The organism is Serinibacter arcticus, assembly GCF_003121705.1.
Classification (GTDB): domain Bacteria; phylum Actinomycetota; class Actinomycetes; order Actinomycetales; family Beutenbergiaceae; genus Litorihabitans.
This window is the reverse complement of record NZ_PYHR01000002.1, coordinates 91,176-116,934: the sequence shown is the minus strand read 5'-3', so window position 1 is coordinate 116,934 and position 25,759 is coordinate 91,176. Positions and strand designations below refer to the sequence as shown.

At 74.6% G+C, this 25,759-nt stretch carries 27 protein-coding genes, 1 tRNA gene and 1 riboswitch; of the genes, 10 read left to right on the top strand and 18 right to left on the bottom strand.

The genetic code is table 11. The features are described from left to right. Window positions 1–23 precede the first annotated feature (23 nt). The 5 genes from C8046_RS00625 to C8046_RS00605 form a co-directional block, all read right to left on the bottom strand. Window positions 24–1,715, bottom strand: a complete 1,692-nt coding sequence (locus tag C8046_RS00625) for a hypothetical protein (RefSeq protein ID WP_216628967.1) — start codon at window positions 1,713–1,715, stop codon at window positions 24–26. Window positions 1,716–1,845: 130 nt separating this feature from the next. Next, window positions 1,846–2,637 (bottom strand): HAD-IIB family hydrolase, encoded by a 792-nt coding sequence (locus tag C8046_RS00620; RefSeq protein ID WP_199224518.1) that lies wholly within the window; start codon window positions 2,635–2,637, stop codon window positions 1,846–1,848. A gap of 11 nt (window positions 2,638–2,648) precedes the next feature. Further along, window positions 2,649–3,245: a hypothetical protein gene (locus tag C8046_RS00615; RefSeq protein ID WP_109227824.1), complete on the bottom strand. Its 597-nt coding sequence runs from the start codon at window positions 3,243–3,245 to the stop codon at window positions 2,649–2,651. Between the two features lie 57 nt (window positions 3,246–3,302). Further along, the gene (locus C8046_RS00610) at window positions 3,303–4,214 is read right to left on the bottom strand and encodes a DMT family transporter (RefSeq protein WP_199224356.1); all 912 of its coding nucleotides are present in this window, start codon (window positions 4,212–4,214) and stop codon (window positions 3,303–3,305) included. Beyond that, a complete protein-coding gene (locus C8046_RS00605) occupies window positions 4,211–4,729 on the bottom strand; it encodes a helix-turn-helix domain-containing protein (RefSeq protein WP_235866012.1) in 519 nt (172 codons plus the stop codon). The genes C8046_RS00610 and C8046_RS00605 overlap by 4 nt, the downstream gene beginning before the upstream one ends. A 58-nt stretch (window positions 4,730–4,787) precedes the next feature. Between C8046_RS00605 and C8046_RS00600 the strand changes: the two genes are divergently transcribed. Continuing rightward, on the top strand, window positions 4,788–5,996 hold the full coding sequence (locus tag C8046_RS00600) for a benzoate/H(+) symporter BenE family transporter (RefSeq protein ID WP_109227822.1): 1,209 nt from the start codon (window positions 4,788–4,790) through the stop codon (window positions 5,994–5,996). Here the strand turns inward: C8046_RS00600 and C8046_RS00595 are convergent. From C8046_RS00595 to C8046_RS00585, 3 genes are read right to left on the bottom strand one after another with little or no spacing between them, the layout of a single operon-like run. After that, window positions 5,947–6,891 (bottom strand): EamA family transporter, encoded by a 945-nt coding sequence (locus C8046_RS00595; protein ID WP_109227821.1) that lies wholly within the window; start codon window positions 6,889–6,891, stop codon window positions 5,947–5,949. The two genes, C8046_RS00600 and C8046_RS00595, sit on opposite strands and share 50 nt — an antisense overlap. 19 nt (window positions 6,892–6,910) lie before the next feature. Beyond that, a complete protein-coding gene (pntB, locus tag C8046_RS00590) occupies window positions 6,911–8,323 on the bottom strand; it encodes a Re/Si-specific NAD(P)(+) transhydrogenase subunit beta (protein ID WP_109227820.1) in 1,413 nt (470 codons plus the stop codon). Next, complete coding sequence (locus C8046_RS00585; protein WP_109227819.1) at window positions 8,320–9,888, bottom strand: Re/Si-specific NAD(P)(+) transhydrogenase subunit alpha; 1,569 nt, start codon at window positions 9,886–9,888, stop codon at window positions 8,320–8,322. The genes pntB and C8046_RS00585 overlap by 4 nt, the downstream gene beginning before the upstream one ends. Window positions 9,889–10,012: 124 nt before the next feature. On the opposite strand from C8046_RS00585, the gene C8046_RS00580 reads away from it, so the two are divergent. From C8046_RS00580 to C8046_RS00555, 6 genes are all read left to right on the top strand, one after another. After that, complete coding sequence (locus C8046_RS00580; RefSeq protein WP_109230635.1) at window positions 10,013–10,639, top strand: hypothetical protein; 627 nt, start codon at window positions 10,013–10,015, stop codon at window positions 10,637–10,639. A 44-nt stretch (window positions 10,640–10,683) separates the two neighbouring features. Then, the gene (locus C8046_RS00575; RefSeq protein ID WP_109227818.1) at window positions 10,684–11,970 is read left to right on the top strand and encodes an alpha/beta fold hydrolase; all 1,287 of its coding nucleotides are present in this window, start codon (window positions 10,684–10,686) and stop codon (window positions 11,968–11,970) included. A gap of 108 nt (window positions 11,971–12,078) precedes the next feature. Further along, a complete protein-coding gene (locus C8046_RS00570) occupies window positions 12,079–13,575 on the top strand; it encodes a purine-cytosine permease family protein (RefSeq protein WP_199224355.1) in 1,497 nt (498 codons plus the stop codon). A 10-nt stretch (window positions 13,576–13,585) separates the two neighbouring features. Next, window positions 13,586–14,407, top strand: coding sequence for a purine-nucleoside phosphorylase (locus tag C8046_RS00565; RefSeq protein ID WP_109227817.1), 822 nt, complete (start codon window positions 13,586–13,588; stop codon window positions 14,405–14,407). Window positions 14,408–14,444: 37 nt separating this feature from the next. Further along, window positions 14,445–14,837 carry a DUF1801 domain-containing protein gene (locus C8046_RS00560; RefSeq protein ID WP_109227816.1) on the top strand — a complete coding sequence of 131 codons (393 nt, stop codon included), beginning with the start codon at window positions 14,445–14,447 and terminating at the stop codon, window positions 14,835–14,837. Further along, the gene (locus C8046_RS00555; protein WP_199224354.1) at window positions 14,834–15,442 is read left to right on the top strand and encodes a DJ-1/PfpI family protein; all 609 of its coding nucleotides are present in this window, start codon (window positions 14,834–14,836) and stop codon (window positions 15,440–15,442) included. The genes C8046_RS00560 and C8046_RS00555 overlap by 4 nt, the downstream gene beginning before the upstream one ends. Window positions 15,443–15,469: 27 nt before the next feature. On the opposite strand, the gene C8046_RS00550 is transcribed toward C8046_RS00555, so the two are convergent. Both C8046_RS00550 and C8046_RS00545 read right to left on the bottom strand, forming a co-directional pair. Beyond that, a complete protein-coding gene (locus C8046_RS00550; RefSeq protein ID WP_109227815.1) occupies window positions 15,470–16,153 on the bottom strand; it encodes a GOLPH3/VPS74 family protein in 684 nt (227 codons plus the stop codon). Window positions 16,154–16,209: 56 nt separating this feature from the next. After that, window positions 16,210–17,271, bottom strand: a complete 1,062-nt coding sequence (locus tag C8046_RS00545) for a zinc-dependent alcohol dehydrogenase family protein (RefSeq protein ID WP_109227814.1) — start codon at window positions 17,269–17,271, stop codon at window positions 16,210–16,212. Window positions 17,272–17,452: 181 nt separating this feature from the next. Here C8046_RS00545 and C8046_RS00540 point away from each other — a divergent pair, with 181 nt between their 5' ends. Further along, complete coding sequence (locus tag C8046_RS00540) at window positions 17,453–18,193, top strand: hypothetical protein (protein WP_109227813.1); 741 nt, start codon at window positions 17,453–17,455, stop codon at window positions 18,191–18,193. 99 nt (window positions 18,194–18,292) lie between these two features. After that, window positions 18,293–18,514 (top strand): hypothetical protein, encoded by a 222-nt coding sequence (locus tag C8046_RS00535; RefSeq protein ID WP_109227812.1) that lies wholly within the window; start codon window positions 18,293–18,295, stop codon window positions 18,512–18,514. 82 nt (window positions 18,515–18,596) lie between these two features. Here the strand turns inward: C8046_RS00535 and C8046_RS00530 are convergent. The 6 genes from C8046_RS00530 to C8046_RS18275 form a co-directional block, all read right to left on the bottom strand. Next, window positions 18,597–18,669 (bottom strand) — tRNA-Ala (locus C8046_RS00530). A gap of 165 nt (window positions 18,670–18,834) precedes the next feature. Continuing rightward, entirely contained in the window at window positions 18,835–19,446 is a 612-nt protein-coding gene (locus C8046_RS00525) for a histidine phosphatase family protein (RefSeq protein WP_109227811.1), read from the bottom strand. Then, complete coding sequence (rsfS, locus tag C8046_RS00520) at window positions 19,443–19,832, bottom strand: ribosome silencing factor (RefSeq protein WP_109227810.1); 390 nt, start codon at window positions 19,830–19,832, stop codon at window positions 19,443–19,445. Before rsfS ends, C8046_RS00525 begins: the two co-directional genes overlap by 4 nt. Before the next feature lie 68 nt (window positions 19,833–19,900). Continuing rightward, entirely contained in the window at window positions 19,901–20,566 is a 666-nt protein-coding gene (locus C8046_RS00515) for a hypothetical protein (RefSeq protein ID WP_146197013.1), read from the bottom strand. A 502-nt stretch (window positions 20,567–21,068) separates the two neighbouring features. Then, window positions 21,069–21,650 carry a nicotinate-nucleotide adenylyltransferase gene (gene nadD / locus C8046_RS00505; protein ID WP_109230632.1) on the bottom strand — a complete coding sequence of 194 codons (582 nt, stop codon included), beginning with the start codon at window positions 21,648–21,650 and terminating at the stop codon, window positions 21,069–21,071. Between the two features lie 67 nt (window positions 21,651–21,717). Next, entirely contained in the window at window positions 21,718–21,867 is a 150-nt protein-coding gene (locus C8046_RS18275; protein WP_158277093.1) for a hypothetical protein, read from the bottom strand. 222 nt (window positions 21,868–22,089) lie between these two features. Here C8046_RS18275 and C8046_RS00500 point away from each other — a divergent pair, with 222 nt between their 5' ends. Beyond that, the gene (locus tag C8046_RS00500; RefSeq protein WP_109227807.1) at window positions 22,090–22,626 is read left to right on the top strand and encodes an aromatic ring-opening dioxygenase LigA; all 537 of its coding nucleotides are present in this window, start codon (window positions 22,090–22,092) and stop codon (window positions 22,624–22,626) included. A gap of 236 nt (window positions 22,627–22,862) precedes the next feature. Here C8046_RS00500 and C8046_RS00495 read toward each other — a convergent pair whose 3' ends face one another. Then, window positions 22,863–24,200, bottom strand: coding sequence for a glutamate-5-semialdehyde dehydrogenase (locus C8046_RS00495; protein ID WP_109227806.1), 1,338 nt, complete (start codon window positions 24,198–24,200; stop codon window positions 22,863–22,865). 17 nt (window positions 24,201–24,217) lie between these two features. Then, on the bottom strand, window positions 24,218–25,168 hold the full coding sequence (locus C8046_RS00490; RefSeq protein WP_109227805.1) for an LLM class flavin-dependent oxidoreductase: 951 nt from the start codon (window positions 25,166–25,168) through the stop codon (window positions 24,218–24,220). A gap of 361 nt (window positions 25,169–25,529) precedes the next feature. Then, a riboswitch (SAM riboswitch) is annotated at window positions 25,530–25,643 on the bottom strand. Window positions 25,644–25,759: the final 116 nt, after the last annotated feature.

The following is a 25,759-nucleotide window of genomic DNA, read 5'->3' as shown; positions in this document are numbered from 1 at the left end:
TCGTTGCTGTCGCCGCGCCGGCGTCAGGGGTAGACGACCAGCACCGGCGAGGGGTCGAGCCCGAACAGCTCGGGCGTCGACACCTGGACCGGACCCTGCGCCCAGCCCCACCAGCCGAGGCCCTCGCCCGAGCCCCACGGCACGGCCGTGGCCTGCGCCCAGATGTCGGCCGCGGTCACCACCGGTGCGGCGGGCGGCAGCGTCCCGTCCGGCAGCGGCGCCGCCTCCTCGACCGGCGCCGTGACGGCGCCGCCGTTCACCTCGAGCACCACCTGCACCTGGGGCCGCGTGGCGTCGATGTCCTGGGGGTTGCTCACGGTCGACGTCGTCGCGAGGCGGACGGCGAGCATCTTGGGCGGCAGGGCCGCCTCCGTCGTGAGGGTGGCGAGGCGTTCGACGACGGCGTTGATCTCGTCCGCCGCGACCACGCCCGACTGCGTCCCTGGCACCTCGCCGGGCGCGAGCCGCCAGCCGGGCTCGAGCGCGACCCCGACGTTGGGGAACCGCAGCAGCTCGTCGTAGAGCTCGACCTGCTCGAGCATCGACTGGCGCCCGGGCTGGAAGGTCAGGAGCACGCTCACGCCCGAGTCCCTGGCTGCCTCGACGAACGGCAGCAGGTCCTCCACGGTGCGCTTGCCCGAGTAGGAGCCGTCGGTGCCGGGCGTGGCGGACGCCACCGTCGTCAGGAGCATCGCGGTCGGCACGACGGTCGAGCTGCTCGCCGTCGTCGATCCCAGGGCGAGGAGTCGATCCATCGTCTCCTCGACACCCTGCTCGCCCAGCGATCCCAGCTCCGGCGCCCCCGCGGAGCCCCGCAGCCCGACGTACACCTTCCCGTCCAGCAGCGACTGTCCACCCCCGGGCAGCTCGACCCCGGTGGCCGCGACCCTCGCCCGGTAGGAGAACTCCTGCGGGTCACCGAACGCCCCGATCCCGACGACGTGGGTGGGCGCGATGCCGAAGAGCGCCGCGATCGCCGCGGAGTCCTCCCGCAGGTCGCTCGTGATGACGACGGACGCTCCGGCGGCCCGCGCCGTCCCGAGCGCGGCGACCTGCCCGGCGCCGCCGTCGGAGACGAGGGCGTTGTTCGTCAGCCGCACCGGGGTGCGGAAGGGCGGCAGCCCCGGCAGGTCCGCGAGGTCGGTGGGCGAGGCGTCACTCGTGGGGTCCGACGCCTCGGTCCCCGCCGCCGTGAGCAGCCAGTCGAACGGCGGTTGGGCCGAGGCGAGGGCCGCGACCTCCGTGCCGGCCGGGACCGGAACCTCGCCGGCGATGTCCCGACCGATGACGACCTGGAGCGCCGCCGGGTCCTCGGGGGCGGGCACGGCCCGCAGGAACGGGAGGTCGGGCGAGAGCTCAGGCACGTCGGCGCCGGCGAGGACGAGCACGGTGTGCGTGCCCAGGCGCTCGAGCTCGGCGACGACGGCGTCCTGCGTGCCCTCCTCGCCCATCACCAGCGTGGGCAGCCCGAGCACCATCGCGATGGAGGCCGCGCGCAGCTGGGCGGCGTCGTCGCCCGACGGGGCGATCACGACGATCCCCGCCCTGGCGAAGTACGTCCGGCTGGCACCGAGCGCGAGCGTGGCCGGCGTCGATCCCTCGATCAGGACGGCCTCGTCGGCGGGCGCCTGCGTGGCGGCCCCGATCGCGACCTCCGTCGCCGGGTCCGCCTCCAGGTCGACGGCGCCGGTGCACGCCGTCAGGAGCAGCGCCACGAGAAGCAGGCACCAGGCGCGCGGACCGCGGCGAGCCGCGCGGGGCCCACGGGGCTCACGGAGCTGACGGCCGGCCATCCCCCCACTGTCGCCCACGATCACGGAGTTGACCATCCCGCCGCGCGGCGGGTCAGGCGGCCGGACGGGCGTCGAGGTGGGGCAGCAGCACCTCGGCGAGATACATGGCCGTGTCCTCCCAGCCGTGCACGGCCTGGCTGCGCACGCCGAGATCGGCGACCGGACGGTCGTTGCCGCCGACGTCGAGGCGGTCACCGACGAACACCATGTCGCTCAGCGGGACGCCCGCGAGGTCGACGAGCGCCGTCATGCCGGTGGCCTTGTCGACCCCGCGACGCGTGATGTCCACGGACGTCGACCCGCCGGAGCGGACCTCCAGGTCGGGCAGGTCGGCGGCGACGGCGGCGCGCAGCCGCTCCTTGCGCTCTCCGGTCGGGTCCCAGGCCGCCTTCGCGTCGACCGGTGCCTGCTGGCCGAGCGCCGAGAACGTGACCTGCGATCCGCGGTCCTCCAGCACGTCGCCCCAGGTCTCGCTCTCCCAGAGCCCGAGCTCCTCGGCGCGACGGCGGAGCGAGGCGAGCGCGCGGTCGCGCTCGTCCGTGGTCAGCGTGTGGGCGTAGACCTGACCGAACCCCTCGCCGTCCCACCGGTAGTACTGCGTCCCGCAGGTGGGCATCAGGTGGAGCCGCTCGGCGAGCTCGGGCGTGAGATCGAGGCGGGCCAGGAGCTGCTGCTGGAACTGGCCGTACTGGCCGCCCGAGATGACGCACACCGGCACGCGCTGAAGGAGCGCGGTCAGCAGGTCGGCCACGGGCTGCGGCAGCGGCGACTTCGACGGCGCGAGCGTGTCGTCCAGGTCGAAGGCGACCAGGGCCACCGGGGCGGCGTCGAGATCCGCCGTCATGGTGGCCTCGTTCACTCCTTCTCCCCCGCCTTGGCGGACGAGGCGGAGCGCAGAGCCGCGAGGTGCACGAGGATCTCGATCACGAACCGGCCGGCGAGGAGGACGCCGAGGCCCCAGACCGGGGCCAGGAGGATCGAGAAGACGCCGTGGGCCACGTCGGCGGCGCCCGCGTACTCGCCGAACCAGAGCAGAGCCTCCATCAGCTTGGCGAGCGTCACCCCGCCGGCGACGACGATCACGAGCACCATGGCGCTCCGCAGGTGCGCCGGGCTGAACAGCTTGGTGACCGAGACGTCGAAGAGCCGGGCGAACGCGCCGGGCTCGGCGGGAGCGGCGGGCGCCCCCTGCCACTGCTGCTGCGGGCCCTGGCCGCCGTAGCCCGGGACGGGCTGACCGCCGGGGGCTCCGTAGCCCTGCGGCACCTGCTGACCGGGCTGGCCGTGCTGCCCCGGCTGGCCGTGCTGGCCCGGCTGCCCCGGAGCTCCGGCACCCGGCGGGAACCCGGGCTGCTGGCCGTAGCCGCCGGCGGCACCCTGCTGCTGCTGGGAGGCCGGCGAGGCGCCCCACGGGCTCTGCTGGGGTCCGGAGGGGTCGTACGGCTGGGACATGGTGCTCCTGACGCGATGATCGATCGTCGCGACTCGTGCCGCGACCCGCCCCCGACCTTACTGCGCGGGCACCGCCCGGCGGCGGGTGAGCACGCCCTGCGTCAGCAGGATGCCGGCGATGACGACGAGGGCCCCGACGCCCTCGTTCCAGTGCACCTCCTCCTTCAGCACGAGCACGCCCAGCACGACGCCGACCACGGGGGTCAGGTACGTCACGCTCGCGGCGAGCGGCGCACCCCAGAGCCGGATGATGTCGTTGAACCACACGTAGGCGACGCCGGTGCCGATCGCCCCGACTGCGATGATCGAGAGCAGCACGGGTGCGGTGATCGTCATCGGCGTCCGGCCCACGGCGCCCACGAGCACGAGCGCGAGCACCGCCGCCAGGGAGATCTGGGTGGCGGCCAGCGTCGTGGAGTCGATCGTGCTGCCGCGCAGGAGCCGGCGGCTGTAGACCGCGCCCAGGCCGTAGCACAGCGTGGCTCCCAGGCACGCGAGCTGGGCCAGCAGGAACCGCGACCCCTCGCCGTCGAGCTCGATCCGCCACGGCCCGGCCACCACGAGGACCCCGAGGAGGGCGAGCACGAACCCCGCGACGCGGTCGCGCGTCAGGCGCTCGGTGGGGAGGGCGACGACGCCGACAAGCAGCGTCATGATCGGCGTCGTGGCGTTGAAGATGCTCGAGATGCCGGACGGCAGGTGCTGGGCCGCCCAGCCGAACAGCAGGAACGGCGCGACGCACAGCAGGACCGAGAGCACCGCGATCTTGCCGAGCAGGCGGGGGTCGGTGGGCCACCGGCGACGGCCGATCGCCATCAGCGCCACGAGCATGATCGCCCCGAAGGTCAGCCGCCCCGCGGTCACCTGCACCGGGGAGAGCCCCTCGATCGCGATCTTCATGAACAGGAAGCTCGAGCCCCAGATGAGCGCGAGCAGCACGAAGCGCACGACGGCGCCGCGGCGGCTCACGCCGGCGTCACGATCGTGAGCACGGCGGCCGCCCCGGCGGGGCCCGCGCGGTAGACGTGCGCGGCGTCGCTGGTCCAGGAGTGCGAGCCCCCGGACGTGACCGTCGCGGTCGCCTCGCTCCGGCCGACCTCGAGATCACCGGCGGTCACGAGCACGTGCTCGACGACACCGGCCCCGTGCCCGGTGGCCTCGCGGACGGCGTCGGGGGCGAGATCGAGCAGGTACACCTCGCGGACGTCGACGGCGGAGCGGCGCGTGTCGAGCAGGCGGACCGCGACGCCGTCGCCGTCGAGCGTCGCGCCCGGGGTGTCTGCCAGCAGCGTCGCCAGCGGAACCTGCAGCGGCGCGGCGAGCGCGTACAGCGTGGCGAGGGTCGGGTTGCGGACACCGTTCTCGAGCTCGGACAGCGAGCCCTTGCCGATGCCGGCCGCCTCGGCGAGAGCACTGAGGCTGAGACCGCGCGAGGTGCGGACCTCGCGGACACGCGCGCCCGAGCGGGCGACGAGAGGATTCACGCGCACACCCTACGACCAGCGTCGCCGGCGCCGGGGCCCTGCCCACTATCCTCGTTCCATGAACAGAACGACCGCCGTCGACCCGCCCTCGCGCGTCCACGTCGCCGGCGTCATGACGGCGGTCGTGGGCTCGACGTCCTCGTTCGCCGTCGTGCTCGCCGGGCTGACCGCCGTCGGTGCCTCGCCCGGCCAGGCCGCCTCCGGGCTCGCGATCCTCTGCCTGCTCCAGGGACTGGGCACGGCCTTCCTCGCTCAGCGCCACCGGCTGCCGGTGGTCCTCGCGTGGTCCACCCCCGGCGCGGCGCTGCTCGCCGCGGGCGGCACGGTCGCGGGCGGCTGGCCGGCCGCCGTCGGGGCCTTCGCGCTCACCGGCCTGCTCCTGCTCGCCACCGGGGCGATCCCGGCCCTCGGCGGTGCCGTCGCCCGCATCCCTGCCGCGATCGCCCAGGCGATGCTCGCCGGCGTGCTGCTCCCGCTGTGCCTCGCACCGGTGCGGGCGCTCGTGGCGGAGCCGGCGCTCGTCGCACCGGTCGTCCTCGTCTGGGTCGCGGCGCTCGCGCTCCGGCCGCGCCTGGCCGCCCCGCTCGCGATCGGCGTCGCGCTCGTCGTCGCGCTGCTGACGGCCGACGGCGTCGGCACCCTGCCGCAGCTGCTGCCCCACCTGGAGTGGACGACGCCGGGGCTCAGCTGGCCCGCCGTCGTCGGCATCGCGCTGCCGCTGTGGATCGTCACGATGGCTGCCCAGAACGTTCCGGGCGCCGCCGTGCTCGGCTCGTTCGGCTACCGCGTGCCGTGGCGATCCTCGCTGACCGTGACCGGCGTCGCGACCGTGCTCGGCGCCCCGTTCGGCGGTCACGCCCTCAACCTCGCGGCGATCACGGCCGCGCTGTCGGCGGGTCCCGAGGGCGGCGCCGACACCACCCGCCGCTGGCTCGCGGCGCGCACCGCCGGGCTGTCCTACCTGGTGATCGCGGTGTTCTCGACGGCGCTGACCGCCCTGGTCCTGCACGCCCCCGGCGACCTGCTGCTCGCGGCCGCCGGCCTGGCCCTCGTCGGCACGCTGGGCGCGAGCCTCGGCGCCGCCGCGTCGTCTCCGACGGGGCGCGAGGCCGCCGTCGTGACGTTCGTCGTCGCCGTCTCCGGCGTCACCCTCGCCGGGATCGGTGCCGCGTTCTGGGCGCTGCTGGCCGGTCTCGCCGTGCACGCCGCCGTGGAGCTCACCCGGCCCGGGCGCGAGCGGCGAGCGGGGTCCGCTGCGGCAGCGTGAGCAGCACCACGGCGCCGATGACGACGGCGACCCCGAGCCACGCCTGCAGCCCCAGCACCTCGTGCAGGAGGAGCACCCCGAGCAGTCCGGCCGTGACGGGTTCGGCCAGCGTCAGCGTGGCCGCGGTCGCGGCCGGCACGTGCCGCAGCCCCGCGGCGAACAGGAGGTAGGCCAGCGCGACGGTAACCACGCCGAGCCAGAGCGCCACGAGCGGACCGTCGCCCCGGGTGAGCCACGCCGTCGAGGTCCCGAGCAGGAGGGGCAGGGCGAGCACCGCGCCGACGCCGAAGACCCACGACACCACCGGCACGACACCCCAGCCCCGCTCCAGCAGCATCTTCGTGGCCACCGCGTAGACCGCGTAGCAGGCACCGGCGCCGAGCGAGGCGAGCAGTCCACCGAGACCGGTGCCGGACCCGGGGCTCGCGGCCAGGAGGGTGACGCCGAGCACCGCCAGCGCCGTCGCCGCCGTCCAGCGCCGGGTCGGCCGCCGGCGAAGGACGAGCCACTCCAGCACGCCGGAGAAGAGCGGCGCCGACCCGAGAGCGACGATCGTGCCGACCGCCACGCCGTTGGCCGCCGTGCCGGCGAAGAACGTCGGCTGGTAGCCGACCATCGCGAGCGCTGCGACGGCGACGACGGCGGCGCCCGTGAACCGGGAGCGCGAGGCACCCGAGGTGGCGACGGCGCTTCCCGGGGCGGCGACCGGCGTCGAGTCGCGCCGTCGTCGCAGCCCCCACGTGGCGAGCCCGACGAGCGCCAGCACGGCGCCGCCGACGACCAGCCGTGCGGCCCCCACGGAGGCGGGAGCGGCGCCGTCGGGCGCGAAGGTCTGGGCGGTGCCGGTGGTGCCGAAGCAGACGGCTGCGGCCAGGACGAGGAGGGCGGCGCGCACGTGGTCTCCCGGAGTCCCGCTAGACCGCGACGGACGCGAGGGCGGCCGCGATCGCCTCGACCTGGTCCTTGGCGTCCCCGAACAGCATCGAGGTGTTCTCCCGGAAGAACAGCGGGTTCTGCACCCCGGCGTACCCGGCCGCCATCGAGCGCTTGAAGACCACCACGTGACCCGCGTTCCACACCTGCAGCACCGGCATCCCCGCGATGGGCGAGGTCGGATCGTCCTCGGCGGCGGGGTTGACGGTGTCGTTGGCGCCGATGACCAGGACGACGTCGGTACCGGGGAGGTCGTCGTTGATCTCGTCCATCTCGAGCACGATGTCGTAGGGCACCTTGGCCTCGGCGAGCAGCACGTTCATGTGGCCGGGCAGGCGGCCCGCGACCGGGTGGACGCCGAAGCGCACCTGCACGCCCGCGGCGCGCAGCCGCGACACGAGCTCGGCGACGGGGTACTGCGCCTTGGCGACGGCCATACCGTAGCCGGGCGTGATGACGACGCTCCGCGCCGCGAGCAGCTGCTCGGCGACCTGCGCCGCCGTGGTCTCGTGGTGCTCGCCGGCGGGTCCGGACGCCGCCGCCCCGGCGGCAGGACCGGCGTCGCCGCCGAACCCGCCGAGGATGACGGAGATGAACGACCGGTTCATCGCCCTGCACATGATGTAGCTGAGAATCGCACCGGAGGAGCCGACGAGGGCGCCGGTGACGATGAGCAGGTCGTTGCCGAGCATGAAGCCGGCGGCGGCCGCCGCCCAGCCGGAGTAGGAGTTGAGCATCGAGACGACGACGGGCATGTCGCCGCCACCGATCGAGGCCACCAGGTGCCAGCCGAGCGCGAGGGCCAGCACCGTGACGAGCAGGAGCGGGACGACGGAGTGGCTCCCGACGAACCAGACCCCGAGCGCGACGCTCGCCACCGCGATCGCCGCGTTGATCGCGTGCTTGCCCGGCAGCTGGAGCGGCGCGGAGCTGATCCGCGCCGAGAGCTTGAGGTAGGCGACGATCGAGCCGGTGAACGTCAGCGCCCCGATGAGAACGCCCAGGAAGACCTCGACCAGGTGCACGGCGTCGGCGGTCTCGGTGAGGTAGGAGTTGAACCCGACCAGCACGGCCGCCAGTCCTACGAACGAGTGCAGCACGGCGATGAGCTCGGGCATCTGCGTCATCTCGACGGTGCGGGCGCGCCAGGTCCCCACGCTGATCCCGATCAGCAGGACGGCCGCGATGAGGATCGCGGTGACGAGCGCGGACCGCTCGCTGGTCTCGAGCGCCAGCGTGATCGTGGCCGCGAGCGCCAGTCCCATCCCGAGCATGCCGAGCACGTTGCCGCGCCGCGCCGTCGTCTGCTTCGACAGTCCGGCGAGGGAGAGGATGAACAGGAGGGCGGCCGCGAGGTAGACCACCTGCGCGAGGGTCGTGAGGGAGAGGCTCATCGCCGGACCCCCTGCGCGAACATCCCGATCATGCGCGAGGTCACGAGGAACCCTCCGAAGATGTTGATGCTGGCCACGGACGCGGCCAGGAAGGCCAGGACGGTGACGAGCAGGCTCTCGTTGCCCAGCTGCAGGAGCGCGCCGACCAGGATGATCCCGGAGATGGCGTTCGTCTGGGCCATCAGCGGGGTGTGGAGCGAGTGGCTGACCTGCGAGATGACGTAGAACCCCACCACGACCGCGAGCGCGAAGACCATGAGGTGCGGCAGCACGCTCGCCGGCGCGGAGGTCAGCGCGAACGCGACCAGCACGGCGCCGAGCGCGATGGCCACGGTGCGTCGCTGACCACGACGGCGGCGCTCGTCCCGCTCGGCCGTCTCGCGCGCGGCGACCTCGGCCGGGGTAAGCGGTGGTGGCGACGGCGGAGCTGCGGGTGCGGCGGAGACCTGCACGGGCGGCGGCGGCCAGAGCACGCCGTCGGGGCCGGTCACCGTCAGGCCTCGCACGACGACGTCGTCCAGGTCGAGCACGAGCACGCCGTCCCGGCCCGGCGTCATCAGCGTCAGCAGGTTGACGACGTTGGTCCCCAGCAGCTGCGAGGTGTGACGCGGCATCCGCGCGGTCAGGTCGGTCTCGCCGATCACGGTGACGCCGCCGGGGGTGACGACCGTGCTGCCGGGCACGGTGACCTCGCAGTTGCCGCCGCCCGAGGCCGCCAGGTCCACCACGATGCTGCCCGGCCGCATCGCCGCCACCATCGCGGCCGTGATCGTGGTCGGGGCGGTGCCGCGCACGAGCGCCGTCGTGATGACGATGTCCGCTCGCGCGGTCTCGACGGCGTAGACGTCCATGGCCGCCGCCTGCTGCTCCGGCGTCAGCGGTGTCGCGTAGCCGTCGGCCGCGACCTCCTGCTGCGCCTGCGGGGCGCGCACGAACTCCCCGCCGAGGGACTCGATCTGCTCGGCGACCTCGGGACGGACGTCGAAGGCCCGGACCCGGGCGCCGAGGCTGCCGGCGGCGCCGATGGCCGCCAGGCCCGCGACGCCGGCGCCGATGACGAAGACGGTCGCCGGGTCGGTCTTGCCCGCGGCCGTCACCTGGCCGGCGAGCATGCCGCCGTAGGCCTGCGCCGCCTCGACGACGGCGCGGTAGCCGGCGATGTTCGACTGCGTCGAGAGCGTGTCGAACGCCTGCGCGCGCGAGATCCGCGGCACGGCGTCGAGCGCCAGCGCGGTGACTCGCCGTCGCGCGAGGGCCTCGAGGAGGTCCGGCCGCTGCGCCGGGGCGAGCATCGCCGCGAACGTCGCCCCCGGGGTGAGGCGCTCGACGTCGGCCGGGGCGGGCGCGGAGACGAGGGCGACGACGTCGGCGCCCCAGGCCTGCTCCGTCGTCCCGACCGTGGCGCCGGCCTCGCGGTAGGCGTCGTCGGTGAGGTGGGCCGCTGCGCCCGCCCCGGCCTCGACCAGCACGTCGTAGCCGAGCCGGCGCAGGGCCACCACGGTGGCGGGGGTCGCGGCGACGGCGGTCGCGCCGGGGGCCGTCGCGCGAGGGACTCCGAGGATCATGCTCCCCATCATGGTGGGTGCGCCCTCCCCCGACGGCGGACCATGGGCCCAGGCGGCGCGTCCGGGGCGGTGGGCTCGCGACGCCGTCGTGGACCTGCCCCTCCACCGGCCGCAGGATGGAGGGGTGAGCACCTGGCGCTTCGACGGCGCGATCCTCGGGGTCGGCAGCACGAGCGGCGTGCGCGTCGTCGTCGGGCTCTGGCGCACCACCCCGTTCGGCGCGTTCGCCGACGCGATGGTGGCCGACGCCTCGGGGCACCGCACGCTCGTGGCTCCGCGGTCCGACGTCGCCACGTTCATCGCGGACACGTACTCCTTCGACGAGGTCGTCGTCGCCCCGGTGCGGGCGAGCCTGACGCGCGAGGCGGTGACGTTCGCCGGCGGCGGCCTCGACCTGGCCGTCCGGCTCGGCGGGCGCGACGTGCTGGGGCGGGCGCTGCGGCTGCTGCCACCGGCGCTCGCGACGAGCCCCGCGCTCGCCCGGGTGATCTCCCCCGCGGCCGACGTGCTGGCCGGTGTGCGCACGTGGGGCACCGCCGGTCACGACCGCACCGAGGCCTACGGCGCGACGGACCGCAGGCACGCCACCGGGCTGACGGGGTCGTGGCACGGCACCGACCTCGGGGCGCTCTCCCGCGTCGATCCCCCGGTCACCTTCGGTTTCAGCTCCACGCCCGCGGCCCCCGGGATCACCCGGGTGACGACGACGGTGGCCGCCGCCGGCCGGCACCGCCGACGCGGCGGCCGGTGAGCTGACGAACGACCGGCCCGACGGACCGGGCCGATGATGGAGGCATGAGCACCCTCACCGGCGGCCTCCTGCACCGCGACCACCTCGTCACCGTCCCCGTCGACCGCGCCGACCCCACCCGGTTCGGCTCGATCGACGTGCTGGCCCGCGAGGTCGTCGACCCGGCGCGCGACGGCGAGGACCTCCCCCTGCTGCTGTTCCTCCAGGGCGGTCCGGGCGGCCAGGGCCCGCGCCCCGCCGCCGGCGGCTGGCTCGCGACGGCGACGCGCACGCACCGGGTCGTGCTGCTCGACCAGCTAGGCACCGGCCGCTCCGGGGCCGTCACCGCCACGAGCATCGCCCGCTTCCCCGACGCCGCCACCGCCGCCGACTACCTCGCCTGCTTCCGCGGCGACGCGATCGTCGCCGACGCCGAGGACGTGCGGCAGCAGGTGTACGGCGGCCGCCGCTGGGCGACCCTCGGCCAGTCCTACGGCGGCTTCCTCACCCTCGTCTACCTCTCGCGCCACCCGGACGCGATCACCGCGGCCCACGTCACCGGCGGACTGCCCGGCATCGCGGCCGACGCCGAGGAGGTCTACCGGCGCACGTTCGACCTCCAGCTCGCCCGCAACCGCGAGCTCGCCCGCCGGTTCCCCGACGACGTCACCACCCTCGGGGCGCTGGCCGACCGGGCGGAGGCGGGCGAGGTCGTCCTCCCCACGGGCGAGACGCTCAGCGCGCGGCGTCTGCAGCTGCTGGGGATGCCGTTCGGCGTCAGCACCGGCGTCGAGGCGCTGCACTGGGTGCTGGAGACGGGGGTCGAGCCCGACGGCAGCCCGACGCCGTCGCTGCGGGCGTTCATCGCCCAGGAGACCGGCTTCGCCGCGAACCCGCTCTACGCCGTGCTGCAGGAGGCGATCTACCACCAGGGCGAGCGCGCCCCCGGCTGGGCGGCGGCCTCGGAGCTCCAGCGGCGCCCGGCGTTCGCCACCTCGGCCCGTCCGCTGCAGCTCACCGGCGAGGCGATGTTCCCGTGGATGTTCGCGGAGATCCCGAGCCTGCGGCCGTTCGAGGCGGTGGCGCACGAGCTGGCCGCCCGACCGTCGTGGCCGGCGCTGTACGACGCCGACGCCCTGGCCCGCAACGAGGTACCGCTCGCGGCGGTCCAGTACGTGCACGACCCCTACGTCGACCTCGACCTCGCGCTCGACACGGCCGACGCCGTCGGGAACAGCCACGTGTGGGTGACCAACGAGTTCCTCCACGACGGGCTGCGGGTGAGCGGGGACGTCATCCTGCCGCGCCTGCTCGACCTCACGGCCGGGCGGCGGAGCGTCACGCGGCGCTGAGTCCCGCCCGGGCGGCGAGGCGGCACGGCGTCGTTCGTGGACACGGACGCCCGAGGTCCCTACGGTGGCGACGCTGGGGCCGTCGGGCTCCGCAGTGAGGAACGGGCCATGAGCACGACCCCGACGGCCGGAGCCGGGACCAGAACCGTCACCGTGGAGATGGCGGGCACCGACGTCATCCCCGAGGGCGATCGCAAGGGCCGGCCCCGCGACCTCTTCATGCCCTGGTTCGCCGCGAACATCTCCGTGTTCGGGATCTCGTGGGGCTCGTTCGTCCTCGGGTTCGGGATCTCGTTCTGGCAGGCGGTCGCCGCGTCGGTGATCGGTGTCGTGGCGAGCTTCGGCCTGTGCGGCCTGATCGCCATCGCAGGGAAGCGCGGCTCGGCCCCGACGCTGGTCCTCTCCCGGGCGGCGTTCGGGTACCACGGCAACCGGGTCTCCGCCGTCATCTCCTGGATCCTCACGGTCGGCTGGGAGACGTTCCTGTGCGTCATGGCCACGCTCGCGGCGGCGACCGTGATGACCGCGCTCGGCTTCGAGGGCACGACGGTCGCTCAGATCGTCGCGCTCGTCGCCGTCGTGCTCATCGCGGGCGGCGCCGGCGTGCTCGGCTTCGACACGCTGATGAAGGCCACCACGTGGATCACCTGGATCACCGCGGCCCTGACGATCGTCTATCTCGCCCTCGTCATCCCGCGGATCGATCTCGGTGCCGTGATGGCGCTGCCGGCCGGCTCGCTCGCCGCCGTGATCGGCGCCCTGGTGATGGTGCTGACCGGCTTCGGGCTCGGCTGGGTCAACGCCGCGGCCGACTACTCGCGCTACCTGCCCCGCTCGGCCAGCACCCGCGGGGTCGTGGGCTGGACGACGGTCGGTTCCGCGCTCCCCTGCGTCGCCCTGGTGGTGTTCGGCCTCCTGCTCGTGGGCTCCGACCCCTCGCTCACCGACGCCATCGCCGCCGACCCGATCGGGGCGCTGACCACCGTGCTCCCGACGTGGTTCCTCGTGCCGTTCGCGGTCGTCGCGATCCTCGGGCTGATCGGCGGCATCACGATGGACATCTACTCCTCGGGGCTGTCGCTGCTGGCCACCGGCCTGCCCGTCACCCGCCCGGTCGCCACCGGGATCGACGGCACGATCATGACGCTCGGCACGATCGTCGTGGTCTTCTTCTCCGCCGACTTCCTCGGGCCGTTCACCGGCTTCCTCACCACGCTCGGCGTCGTGATCGCCGGCTGGGCCGGGATCATGCTGGCCGACATCCTGCTGCGTCGTCGCGACTACGCCGAGGCCGACCTCTTCACCGCGAAGGGCGTGTACGGCTCGGTCAACCGCGCGGCGCTGGGCATCCTGGCGCTCGCCGCCGTCGTCGGGTTCGGCTTCGTGCAGAACACCTCCGCCTCCTGGCTGTCGTGGCAGGGCTACCTGCTCGGACTCGTCGGGGGCAGGGAGGGCGACTGGGCCTGGGCGAACCTCGGAGTCCTGCTCGCGCTCGTGATCGGTTTCGGCGGCTACCTCCTCCTGTGCCGCGGCCGGGTGGCCGACCAGGAGCGGACGGGCTCGCTCGTCGGAGACGTCACCGGCGTCGCCGGCGTCGTGCGCTGAGACCGGCGACATGAGCCCCGAGGACTTTCGCGCCCACCTGCTCGACGCCGACGACGCCGCGGCCGCCGCCCACCTCGCGGCCGTCACCGGCCACGAGCGGCACGACGCCCTCGTCGTGCTCGGCTCGGGACTGACCGACGTCGCGGACACGCTCGGCACCGCGACGGCGACGCTCCGGTTGTCGGAGCTGCCCGGCGTGCTCGCCCCGACCGCCGACGGACACCTCGACGAGCTGCGCAGCTGCGTGCTGCCCGACTCCCCCGACGGCTCCCCCGGGACCCGAGTGCTCGTCGCGCTCGGACGCACGCACCTGTACGAGGGCGTCGACCGCCGTCGCGTGACCGCCCTGGTCCGCATCGCCGCGGCCGCCGGGGCGCGCCGGACCGTGCTCACCAACGCGAACGGCTGCCTGCGGCCCTGGAAGCTCGGCGACGTCGTCGCGATCACCGACCACCTCAACCTCACGGGCTCCTCGCCGTTCGACGGCGGCGTGTTCCTCGACCCCCGCACCGTCTGGGACCGGACGCTCGCGGCCGCGACGACGGCGGTCTGCCCCCGGTCCGGCACCTATGCGGCGCTGCGTGGCCCCGAGTACCAGACGGACGCGGAGAGCCGCCTGCTCGCGGCGTCCGGCGCCGACGTCGTCGGCATGTCCACCGTCCACGAGGCGCTGACGGCGGCGGCGCTCGGCCTGCGGGCAGCCGGCCTGAGCGTGGTGTCGGACCTGTCCTTCGACGCCGCGACGACCGACCCGCAGGCCGTGCTCGACGCCGCGGCCCGCTCGCGGGAGACGCTCGCGACGGCGGTGCGAGGCGCCCTGACGGCGGACTGACCTCCCGCGGGAGCTCCACGAGGTGCACAATCGCCCCGTGGCCACCCTCAAGCACGCGGACGTCGAGCACTACCTCGCCGAGCTCGACGGCGGTACCCGCGCCAGGGTGGAGGCCACCCGGGCGGTGGTGCTGGGGGTCCGGCCGGCGCTGAGCGAGGCGATCCGCTGGAACGCCCCGAGCTATCGGCTGGGCGACGCCGACCGCCTCACCTTCAACGTCCGCGGCGAGCGCGTGCTGCTCGTCCTGCACCGCGGCACCGGCCAGTCCGAGCGGCGCGGCCGACGCCCCGACCTGCCCGACCCCGACGGCCTGGTCACCTGGGTCTCGGACGTCCGCGGCACGATCGAGCTCGGCGACCTCGAGCAGATCACGACGGCGGCACCCGCGCTCTCCGATCTCCTCACGCGCTGGGTGGTGCACGAGTCGTGACGACCTCCTCGCCCCTGCGCGTGGGCATCCTGGTGTTCGACGAGGTCGAGGTGCTCGACGCCTGCGGCCCGTTCGAGGTCTTCTCCGTCGCCTCCCGGTTCGCGGGTGCCGAGCCCGGCTGGCGCGGCTTCACCGTCACGCTGATCGCGGCCTCGACGACCGACCACCGGGTCCGGGCCCGCGGCGGGCTCGTCCTCACGGCCGACAGCACCCTGCTCGACGCCCCCGAGCTCGACCTGCTGATCGTGCCGGGCGGGGTGACGACCGAGGTGGAGCGCGACCGGGTCGTCGTCGACTGGATCGCCGCCCGTGGCGGCACGCCGACGCTCGCATCGGTCTGCACCGGCGCGTTCCTGCTGGCCGAGGCCGGCGTGCTCACCGACCAGGAGGTCACGACGCACTGGGAGGACCAGGGCGACCTCGCGCAGCGCTTCCCCGGACTGAGGGTGACGGACCGCGCGCGCTGGATCGGCGGCGACGGCCTGTACACCTCGGCCGGTATCTCGGCCGGACTCGACCTCAGCCTTCACCTGGTCGGAGTGCTGTCCGACGTCGTCCACGCCGAGCGGACGGCGCGGCAGATGGACTACGCCTGGCGGCGCTGACGCCGTCCTCCCCGCTGCCGCCGGTCCTCAGCTGCTGCTGCCGGTGACGACCGTCGTCGCCACGATGGCGCCGATCACGGCCGCGTTCATCGCCGCGACGGCGTCCTTGACGGCCTTGGCCGCCCAGTCGCCCTCAGCGATCACCTTCGCGCGCGCCTTGACGTCGCGCGGGGCGATCCCCGGGTAGCCGAGCACCCGGTGGGCCTGGTCGGCGGCCGACAGGAGGGCCACGACAGCGCCCGTCCGCGCGTCGGGCACCGCGCCGCGCGCGAGCACCAGCTCGAGCGTCCCGCGCAGCTCCTGCTCGTGGCGCGCGTCCTGCGCCGGCCAGCGCGTCGAGGGGAAGAGGCCGAGCACGTTCGTGGTCTCGCGGCGCACGAGGCCGCGATTGACCAGGCGCTCGGCGACGTGCTCGCGCAGGCCCTTCCCGAGCCGGTTCACGAGGTCCTGGGCGCTCCGCGGCTTCTCGGCGACGATCCCCAGCGCCCCCTGCAGGAGCGGATCGGCCAGTGGCGGTGCCCCGGGCACGGGGTGGACCCTGGCGGTGCGCCACGCGCTGCCCGACGGCTCGATCCAGACGCGCTCCGCGAGCGCGAGCTCGACCAGCACGGCGCCCCCGAGCGTGTAGTGCACGGCGGACGAGCCGGCGACCGAGCCGGTCGCGTCGTCGAGCAGGAGCAGCATGACGTCCTCGGCGATGAGCATGTCCATCGCTCCACCGTAACGGCCGCCACCGGCGCGGTGGGAGGACGCGTCGGCTGAACGGGTCAGGACCGCAGCAGCACCTTCGTGGCGGTTCGCCCGTCCATCGCCCGGTACGCGCGGGCGGCCTCGGCCAGCGGCAGCTCCAGGTCGAACACCCGACCGGGGTCGATGGCGCCGCTCAGGACGTCGGTGAGCAGCTCGGCGATGTAGCCGCGGACGGGCGCCACTCCCCCGACGACGCCGACGTTCGTGGCGAACATCGTGCGCACCGGCAGCTCGGGGCCGCCGTTGGGCACCCCGACGAAGCCGACGCGGCCGCCGGGTCGGGCCGAGCGCAGGGCCTGGTCCATCGACTCCTCGGTGCCCACGCACTCGAGCACGGCGTCCGCGCCGATCCCGCCGGTGAGGGCGCGGACCGCCTCGACGCCGGCGTCGCCCCGCTCGGGCAGGACGTCCGTGGCACCGAACTCCCGCGCGATGGCCGCGCGGTCGGAGTGCCGCGACATCGCGATGATGCGGCCCGCGCCGAGGCGGCGGGCGGCGAGCACGCCGCACAGGCCCACCGCACCGTCGCCCACGACGGCGACCGTCGCGCCCGGCACGACGCCGGCCGAGATCGCGGCGTGGTGCCCGGTGCCCATGACGTCCGCCAGGGTGAGGAGGCTGGGGATGAGCGCCGGGTCGGGCTGACCGCCGATCACGGCGGAGACGTTGACGAGCGTGCCGTCCGCCAGCGGGACGCGCACGAGCTCGCCCTGGGCGCCGTCGGCGAATCCGAGGTCGCGCACGTCCGAGCCCCACCAGCCGCCGTTCAGGCACGAGGTGCTGACGCCGTTGCGGCAGTTCACGCACTCGCCGCAGCAGACGTAGAACGGGGCGATGACGAAGTCGCCGACGGCGACGGAGGTCACGTCGGCGCCGACCTGCTCGACGACGCCGACGAACTCGTGCCCGATCCGCTTCGGCTCCTTCGTCGGCGTCACGCCGCGGTAGGGCCACAGGTCGGAGCCGCAGACGCAGCTCGCGGTGACGCGCACGACGGCGTCGCCGCCGGTGGAGAGCACGGGGTCGGGAACGATCTCGGACCGGATGTCACCGGGGGCGTGGATGAGGGTGGCGCGCATGGCACGAGCCTACGGGCGAGACCGCCGGGTCCCGATCGCCGGCTCCCGGGGATTGATCCCCGATCCCCGGCGCGCCGGGAGGCGCTGCTAGGTTCGGCGGCCGGGCCGGTCCCGACCTCGTGGTCGTCCCCGACCCCGCCCACCTCGCCTTCCCCACGTCGTCCACCCCCCGGAGCGTCCCGTGACCCGACAGATCCCCGCTCTCGCCCTGCTCGTCGCCGCCGTCGCGACGGCGTCCCTCACCGCCTGCGGTGGCGAGCAGCTCTCGGGACCGCCCGACGACGGGTCGACGACCTCGGCCTCGCCCTCAGCGACGTCGACGTCCTCCTCCTCGTCGTCCCCGGAGTCGACGGGGGCCGCCCTCACGATCCCGGAGGACTGGCTGAGCCAGACGGCCGCCGGCTGGCCGGACTCGGACGGCTTCGGTGCCGCCGCCCCGGTGCTGGACCTCCGTACGGACTGCCTCCTGTTCGACGCCGCCCCGGGCCTGCTCGGGGAGGAGTCGGAAGGCAGGGGCGCGGGGTGGGGCGCCTACGGGAGCGACCCCGCGGACCAGGAGAGCTATCGCTACCTCTGCCGGTACGGGGCCAGCGGACGCTACGCCGGCGAGGTCCAGCTCCTGCAGGCGACCTCGGCGGACGACCTCGCCGAGACCCTCGACCTCTTCGTCACCCGTCCGAGCAGCGACGTGCAGGAGGTGACGGCGAGCCGCGAGACCGTCGACGGCACCACGCTGGACGTCCTCGCCACCTGGTACCCGACGAACCCGCAGGGGAAGTACGAGGTGTTCCTCCCGAGCGAGGACCAGCTCGCCGGGGTCGTGCTCGAGGTGAACTCGCTCAGCCGGGAGGACTTCGACGCGCTCGGCCCCGAGGGTGCCGCCCGGGCCCTGGTCGATCTGGTCGAGGCGCACTCCGCCTAGGCTCGACCTCGTGATCACCCACGCCACCGCCGTCGTCCTCGGGTCGGTGCAGCCCGTCGTCGCACCCGTGCTCGCCGTTCGGGCCGGACGGGTGCGCCCGTGACTCGCGCCGGCCGACGGGGCGGCGGGGGCCGCTGGAGCGGTCGCAGCGGCACCTACCGGTTCGCGCTGCGGGTCTTCGGACCGGCCCAGCTGCGCCCCCACGGCGACGTCACCCCGGTCACGGAGGCGGACGAGGCCCGCGAGACCCAGCTCCACGAGACGCTCGAGCGCGTGCAGCGGGCCGACGGCTCCTGGTACGTCGTCACGCGTCGGAACTGACACGCGCGAGGCCGGCCGCGGCCCCGCACCATCAACCGGGAATGCAAGAAGCCCGGGACACCGTCCCGGGCTTCTCGAGCTGTGGAGCATAGGGGATTCGAACCCCTGACCTCTTCCATGCCATGGAAGCGCGCTACCAACTGCGCCAATGCCCCGTGTCGGCTGACCGACTGGGTCTTGCTGTGTTTCCGCCGTGCTGTCCTGCTGCTTCGTGCCGTGCCCCGCAGGGCTTGACTATCTTACGTGGCCCGGGCGATTCGACCAAATCGGCCTCCTGGTGCCGATCGCGCGGTCTCGGCGCCCCGACCGGGCCCACGCGGTCAGGCCCGCACGTTGTGCGACAGCAGCCGCCGGTGCGGCGTCCGGCTGGAGGCTCCGAGCACCGACCAGTGGCAGTTGTTCAGCCCCTGGAGGCCGCCCCAGGTCTCGGCGTCCAGGCCCAGCAGCGTGGTGATGCCCGCGGTGATGCAGGCGCCGTGCGCGACGACCACGAGGGTCTGGCTCGGCTCGAGCCGGGACGCGGCGTCGGTCACGCCGGCGGCGAAGCGGGTTCCGACGTCGCCCCGCCGCTCGGCGCGCACGCCCTCGGGGTGGCCACCGGCGCGCCAGACCTCGTGCGCGTCGGGCCAGCGCTCGGCGATGACGTCGCCGTGCAGCCCCTCCCAGTCGCCGAAGTCCCGCTCCCGCAGGCGGGGGTCGGTGACGACGGGGAGATCGAGGCGCGACGCGAGAGCCGAGGCGGTGGCGACGGCGCGCGACAGGTCGGAGGCGACGATCGCGTCGGGCCGCAGCTCGGCCAGGACGGCGGCGGCCGTCTCGGCCTGCGCCCGCCCGGTCTCGTTCAGCGGGATGTCGGTCTGACCCTGCAGCCGCATGGCCACGTTGTAGTCGGTCTGACCGTGCCGCCAGAGCACGATGGTGCCGGCGGTCACTCCGCGGCGTCCTGCGGGGCCTCGCGGACCTCCGCCGGGAGCTCGATGACCGGGCAGTCCCGCCACAGGCGCTCGAGGGCGTAGAACTCGCGGTCCTCGGAGTGCTGGACGTGGACGATGATGTCGCCGTAGTCGAGCAGCACCCAGCGACCCTGCGAGACGCCCTCCTTGCGGATCGCCTTGACGCCGCGTGCGTGCAGCGCGTCCTCGATGCCGTCGACGATGCCGGAGACCTGACGCTCGCTCGTGCCGGAGGCGACGAGGAAGGCGTCGGTGAGGACGAGGCGCTCGGAGACGTCGAGCGCGATGATCTCCTCGGCCTTCTTGTCCGCGGCGGCGAGAGCCGCAGCGATGGTCAGCTCGACGGCGTTGGCAGATGCGGGCACGCGGGGCTCCAGGGGCGTTCGGTGACGGGACGCCCCAGTCTACGGGCTGCCCCGGGCTCGACCCCGACCTACCGGACGATCAGGAAGATGGCGATCCCGATCCCGACGCCGACCAGTGCCAGCAGCCCGCGCCTCAGCCACGTGGCCCAGTCGTGCTGTCCGCTCGCCTCCCCGGAGACGTCGATGCCCTCGGCCACCTCGACGTCCGGGGCCGCCACGTCGAAGACACCCTCGACGTCGGGGACCTCCGTGAGACCCGGATCGGGCACGGTGGCGCCGCGGCCCTCGCCGGACACGGCCTCCCAGGCGTGGACGGGCGCGCGTCCGGCGGACAGCACCGAGCGCCGCGCCGGGGTGGCGGGGGCGACCGGGGCCGGCGTCTCGGGGGCCGCTGGCACCACTCGTGCGGCAGGAGTCCCCGCGGGGTCGGTCGCCGTCCCGGGCCGGGCCGGTGCCGGAGCGACCGCGCCGGTCTCGCCGCTCACGCCGGCGGGCGCGGGCGTCTCACCGGTGACGGCGGGCAGGACGGAGGAGGACCAGTCGATCGGACCCGTGACCTCGACTGGCGAGTCCTCCGACGCGCGGGTCGACGTGACGCCGGTGAGGGCACCCGTCTCGTCGACGCTGCGGATCCCCTGCGCGGCGGCGGGGGTGCGGACGACGGGCCGCTGCGGCGGCACGCGCTCGCCCCGGCCCGCGGGCCCGGCGGGACCCTCGACCCGGCGCTCACGCATCGATCGGCGGTTCGGGGCGCTCCCCGGCGTGGCCGCGGGCGCCGGCGGTTCGGCCGGCGGTGCTGCGGGGGCGGCGGGCAGCGCGGGCGAGGACGCCGTGCGCTCGGCCCGCGCGACCCGCACCGGGGGCCTGGGGGCGCCGAAGCAGTCGGAGCGGCCGGGGTCGCCGGAGCGGCCGGCTCGGACTCCTCCGGCACCACCTGGTGCGCCTGGGTCGCCTCGGCGCTGATCACCTCGCGCTCGGCCCGCTGCCTGGCCGCCTCCTCGGCCGCCCGCGCCTCGCGCAGCTGGCGTCGCGACGGCACCGTCGTCGGACCGGTGCCGGTCACCGTCGGACCGGCGACCCCGCGGGCGGGGGTGGCGGCGGGTGCCTCGACGACGCCGGTCTCGCCGGTCGCGTCGGGGTCGCCGACCCGGCCGACCTCGGCGGAGGGCGCCTGCGTCGGCTGCTCGCGACGTCGACGACGACGCTCGCCGATCGGGTGGAGCGGATCCTCGGCGCTCACTCGGCACCTCCCAGGGGCTGACGGTAGAGCTGGTGCTTGTTGATGTACTGCACGACGCCGTCGGGCACGAGGTACCAGACCGGTCTCCCGGTCTCCACCCGCTCGCGGCACGCGGTGGAGGAGATCGCCATGGCGGGCACCTCCAGGAGCGAGACCCGCTCCCCCGGCAGGTGCGCCACGTCCAGCACGTGGCCGGGGCGTGTGACGCCGATGAAGTGTGCCAGCTCGAACAGCTCGCTCGAGCTCTTCCACGTCAGGATCTGGTTCAGGGCGTCGGCACCGGTGATGAAGAACAGGTCCTCGTCCGGACGCTGCCGCGTCAGGTCGCCGAGCGTGTCGACCGTGAACGTGATGCCAGGCCGATCGATGTCGACCCGCGAGACGGTGAAGTCCGGGTTCGACGCCGTCGCGATCACGGTCATCAGGTAGCGGTGCTCCGCCGGGGCGACCTTGCGGGTGGCCTTGAACGGCTGCGTCCCGGTCGGGACGAACACGACCTCGTCGAGGTCGAACTCCGACGCCGCCTCGCTCGCGGCCACGAGGTGGCCGTGGTGGACGGGGTCGAAGGTGCCGCCCATGATCCCGGTCCGGCGTCGCCGGGCCGGCGCGCCGGCGTCACCACCGGGCGAGGGGAGGGTCACCGCGTCAGCGGCGGCGCGTGCCGACGCTGCGGAACGCGTACGTCGCGAGGAGCAGGAGGAGCAGGGACGCGAGCGTGATGCCCCCGTACAGCCACGGGTTGGGGCGGGTCACCTCGTGAGCAACCTCGGCCAGGACGACCAGAGTGTTCGCCATCAATATCTCCCTTCGCGCGCGGCATCGTGCCGAACCACCGCCCAGTCTCGCACGTCGCGCCGACCCGGTGCAGACGTGCCCGTCGCGGCGCGCGGAACGGCATGTCGTGCCCCGTGACGGTGCTCACACCCGGACCGGGACCTCCTGCCCAGCCACGGGTGGGACGCCGCCGGAAGACTGGGCGACGTCCCCACCGGCGCACCACAGAGAGCAGGCCATCCCATGGCGACCACCACCACCTCCCGGGCCCCCGCGGTCATCGGCCTCGTCAGCATCGTCGCCGGCGCGATCTTCCTCGTCGCCGGCGCGGTCACCTGGGGTCTCGTCTCCAGCAACCTGCGGGCCGAGGAGATCACCGTCTCCGAGGACGCGGCGATGTTCGGCGGGCAGACCGTCCAGGACCCGTTCACCGCGTTCGCGCAGGCCGACATCATCAACCACCACGCCCTCGCGGCCACGGACGGGAAGACCTACGCCGAGCTGGGGTCAGAGATCAGCACCCTCAAGGCGGACGGCGCGGCGGACGACTCCGAGGAGGTGCTCGCCCTGCAGGGTCAGCGCACCACGGTCATGAACGCCTCGTTCCTGCGGGCCTCGCTGTTCACCTCGGTCGTCGCGTTCGGCGTCGCCGCCCTCGTGATGGGGCTGGGCGTGATGTTCGCCCTCGTCGGGCTCGGCCTGCGGAAGGTGGCCGTCACCAGCTCGCCCGAGGCGTCGGCGGCCCCCGCCGGCCCGGCGGGCCCTCCCACCCGGGACTGACCGTCCTCGTGGACCCGGGACCTTCGGCCCTGGATCCACCCCGGCGCAGGGCGAAGAATTGACCCAGCGGCCCCGGCCGCGACAAGCCCCGCCGCAGGACCGGCAACGGACCGCGGCGGACGGTGAGGCCGGCTGGCGCCGGAGCAGGCCTCCCCGAACGGCCCCGTCCCTCGGACGGGGCCGTTCGTCACTCCCGGGGAGTGCGGCGGAGGGCGCGTCGGGCAGCGCAACCGCCCTCAGGGACGCACGTGCCCGTCGCCCTGGACGATCCACGTCGTGGTCGTGAGCTCCGCGAGCCCCATGGGGCCGCGGGCGTGCAGCTTCTGGGTGGAGATGCCGAGCTCGGCGCCGAGGCCGAGCTGCCCGCCGTCGGTGAACCGGCTGGACGCGTTGACCATGATCGCGGCCGAGTCGAGCTCGGTGCTGAACCGGTGCGCCGCGGCCAGCGACGGCGTGCAGATGACCTCGGTGTGGCCCGAGGTGTAGGTCCGGATGTGCTCCAGCGCCTCGTCGAGGTCGGCGACGACCTTCACCGCCAGGTCGAGGCTGAGGTACTCCGTCTCCCAGTCCTGCGTGGTCGCCGGCACCACGTCGGCGCCCGCGGGCGCGTGGGCCGACGCCGCCTCGTCGGCGTGCAGCCGGACGCCGGCGTCGGTGAGCGCGGCCAGCGCCGCGGGAAGGAAGGCCTCGGCGGCGTCGGCGTGCACCAGCAGGGTCTCGAGGGCGTTGCAGACGCCGACCCGCTGGGTCTTGCCGTTGAGGAGGATCGCCACGGCCTGGGCGACGTCGGCCCCGGCGTCGACGTACAGGTGGCAGTTGCCCACCCCGGTCTCGATGACCGGGACGGTGGACTCGCGCACCACGGTGGCGATGAGGTCGGCCCCGCCACGCGGGACGACGACGTCCACGAGCCCGCGGGCGCGCATCAGCGCCACTCCCCCGGGCCGCCCGAACTCGTCGATGCTCCCGACGGCCTCGCGCGGCAGCCCCTGCTGCTCCAGGGCGTCCTGCAGCACGGCCACGATCGCGGTGTTGGACGCGGCGGCGGCCGAGCCACCACGCAGCACGACGGCGTTGCCGGACTTCAGCCCGAGCCCCACGACGTCGACCGTCACGTTGGGGCGAGCCTCGTAGATGACGCCGACGACGCCGAGCGGCACCCGCGTCTGCCGCACCCGCAGGCCGTTGGGCAGGGTCGAGCCGCGCACCACCTCGCCGACCGGGTCCGGCAGGCCGGCGACCTCGCGGAGCGCCTCCGCGATGCCCCCCAGGCGCTCGGGCGTCAGCGTGAGGCGGTCGAGCAGCCCCTCGCTCATGCCGCGGGCGCGCTCCCGATCGACGTCGACGGAGTTGGCCGCCACGACCTCGTCCGCGCGCGCGACGAGCGCGTCGGCCATGGCGTGCAGGGCGGCGTCCTTCGTGGCGCGCGTCGAGCGGGCCAGCACGCGGGAGGCGACCTTGGCGCGACGCGCGGCCGCGTGCACCCCGGCGGTGACGTCCTGCTCGCTCGTGGTCGGAGGCGGCCCCGCGGGGCCGCCTCCGACGACGGGGATGGTGGGGGTCTCGAGAGCCATGCCCACCAGGGTAGGCCTCAGCGCACGACGGCGGAGGCGGCGACGCCCGCGAGCAGACCGCGCTCGGCGAGGGCCGGGGCGAGCTCGTGGGCGAGCGCCTGGACGTCCGCCGGCAGCGACCCGGGGAGGACGACGAAGCCGTCGACGGCGCCCTGGGTGTACCAGTCCTCGAAGACGTCCGCGACGCCGCGCGCCGTGCCGGCCACGGTGAGCTCGTCGTGGTCGGTGTGCGTCCCGAGGTCGCGCAGCAGGTCGGCACGGAACAGTGCGCTGGCCGCGTCCTGGCCGATGACCGTGACCGCGTCGACGAGCACGCGCACGTCGTCGGGGTTGCGGCCCGCCTGCTCGGCGGCGGTGCGGATGGCCGTCCGGCGGCGCTTCGCCTCGGCGAGGTCGGAGACCTGCAGGCGGACGACGTCGGAGAACCGGCCGGCGACGACGGCGGTCGTCGCCTCCTGCGGCGCCGTCACCACGAGCGGGCTGTGACCGCCGGTCTGCGCGTCCGGCGTCGCCTCCCAGACGCGGCGGACCTCGGCGTGCACGCCGCCCGCGGTGGCGCTGATGGGCAGCTGCCAGCCGGCGCGACCGCCCGAGCGGGCGTGGATGCCGGCGACGGCGCGGGCCAGGCGGACCGGGTCGAGGAAACCGGCCGGCAGGGCCGGCACGACCGTCGGGCCACCGGTGAGCGCGCCGCTGGCGGCCAGGCGGGAGGCGATGACGGCCGGGTCGAGCCAGGCGTCGGCGCGGGCGGTCGTGTCGAGCCGGAAGGACTCGCCGAAGGTGATGAGGTCGACGCCGGCGGCGGCCGCCAGCGCGACGTGCTCGGCGACGTCGGACAGCGAGACGCGCTCGTTGCCACCGGCGCCCGGGCGGCGGAAGGACGAGGCCTTCGCGCCGAGCGTCGTGAGGTCGAGACCGAGCGTCAGACCGGTGCGGGCGGGGGACGAGGAGGGGTGCTGCTGAGACATGTGAGGGGTCCTTTCCCTGCAGGGCAGGGTTCATGCGTGTATGGGGACCGTCCGGGCTCGCGACCCGCTCCGCGACCGGCAGCACGGGGCTGGGGCAGGGCGGTGGGTCGGGCGTGCGGGCGGGATCGCTCCGCTGCGGGGCAGCAGGAGCCGGGGCACGACGGCAGGAGACTGGTGGTTCTCACCAGCGGCTGAGCTCAGCGGGCGGGGAGCCCGCGGGGAGTTCGTCCGGCCGCCGTCAGCGCATACACGTGCACGCCGACGGCGTGCAACACATGAGGGACGTGGTGGAGCGTCGCAGGGACTTCATCTGCCGTTCCGTGACCATCGTGTTCTGTTCCTCGTATCTCCGCGTGGTGCGGACGAGCGCTTGCCCTGGCAGGTAGCCAGGGCCTGGTCGTCACCCGGGGCACCCCACCGCAGGAGGAGGGTTGCCGACCAGCAAGCCGGGGCTTACGCGCTGGTACTCAAGACCGTGGACACGACGCTACGACCACATTGGTTGATGTGTCAACTCAATCGTCGACGCGGTGCTGACGCGATGTGAGCGGTCACCCGCATCCGTTCGACGCGGTCCGCATGATGGACGGA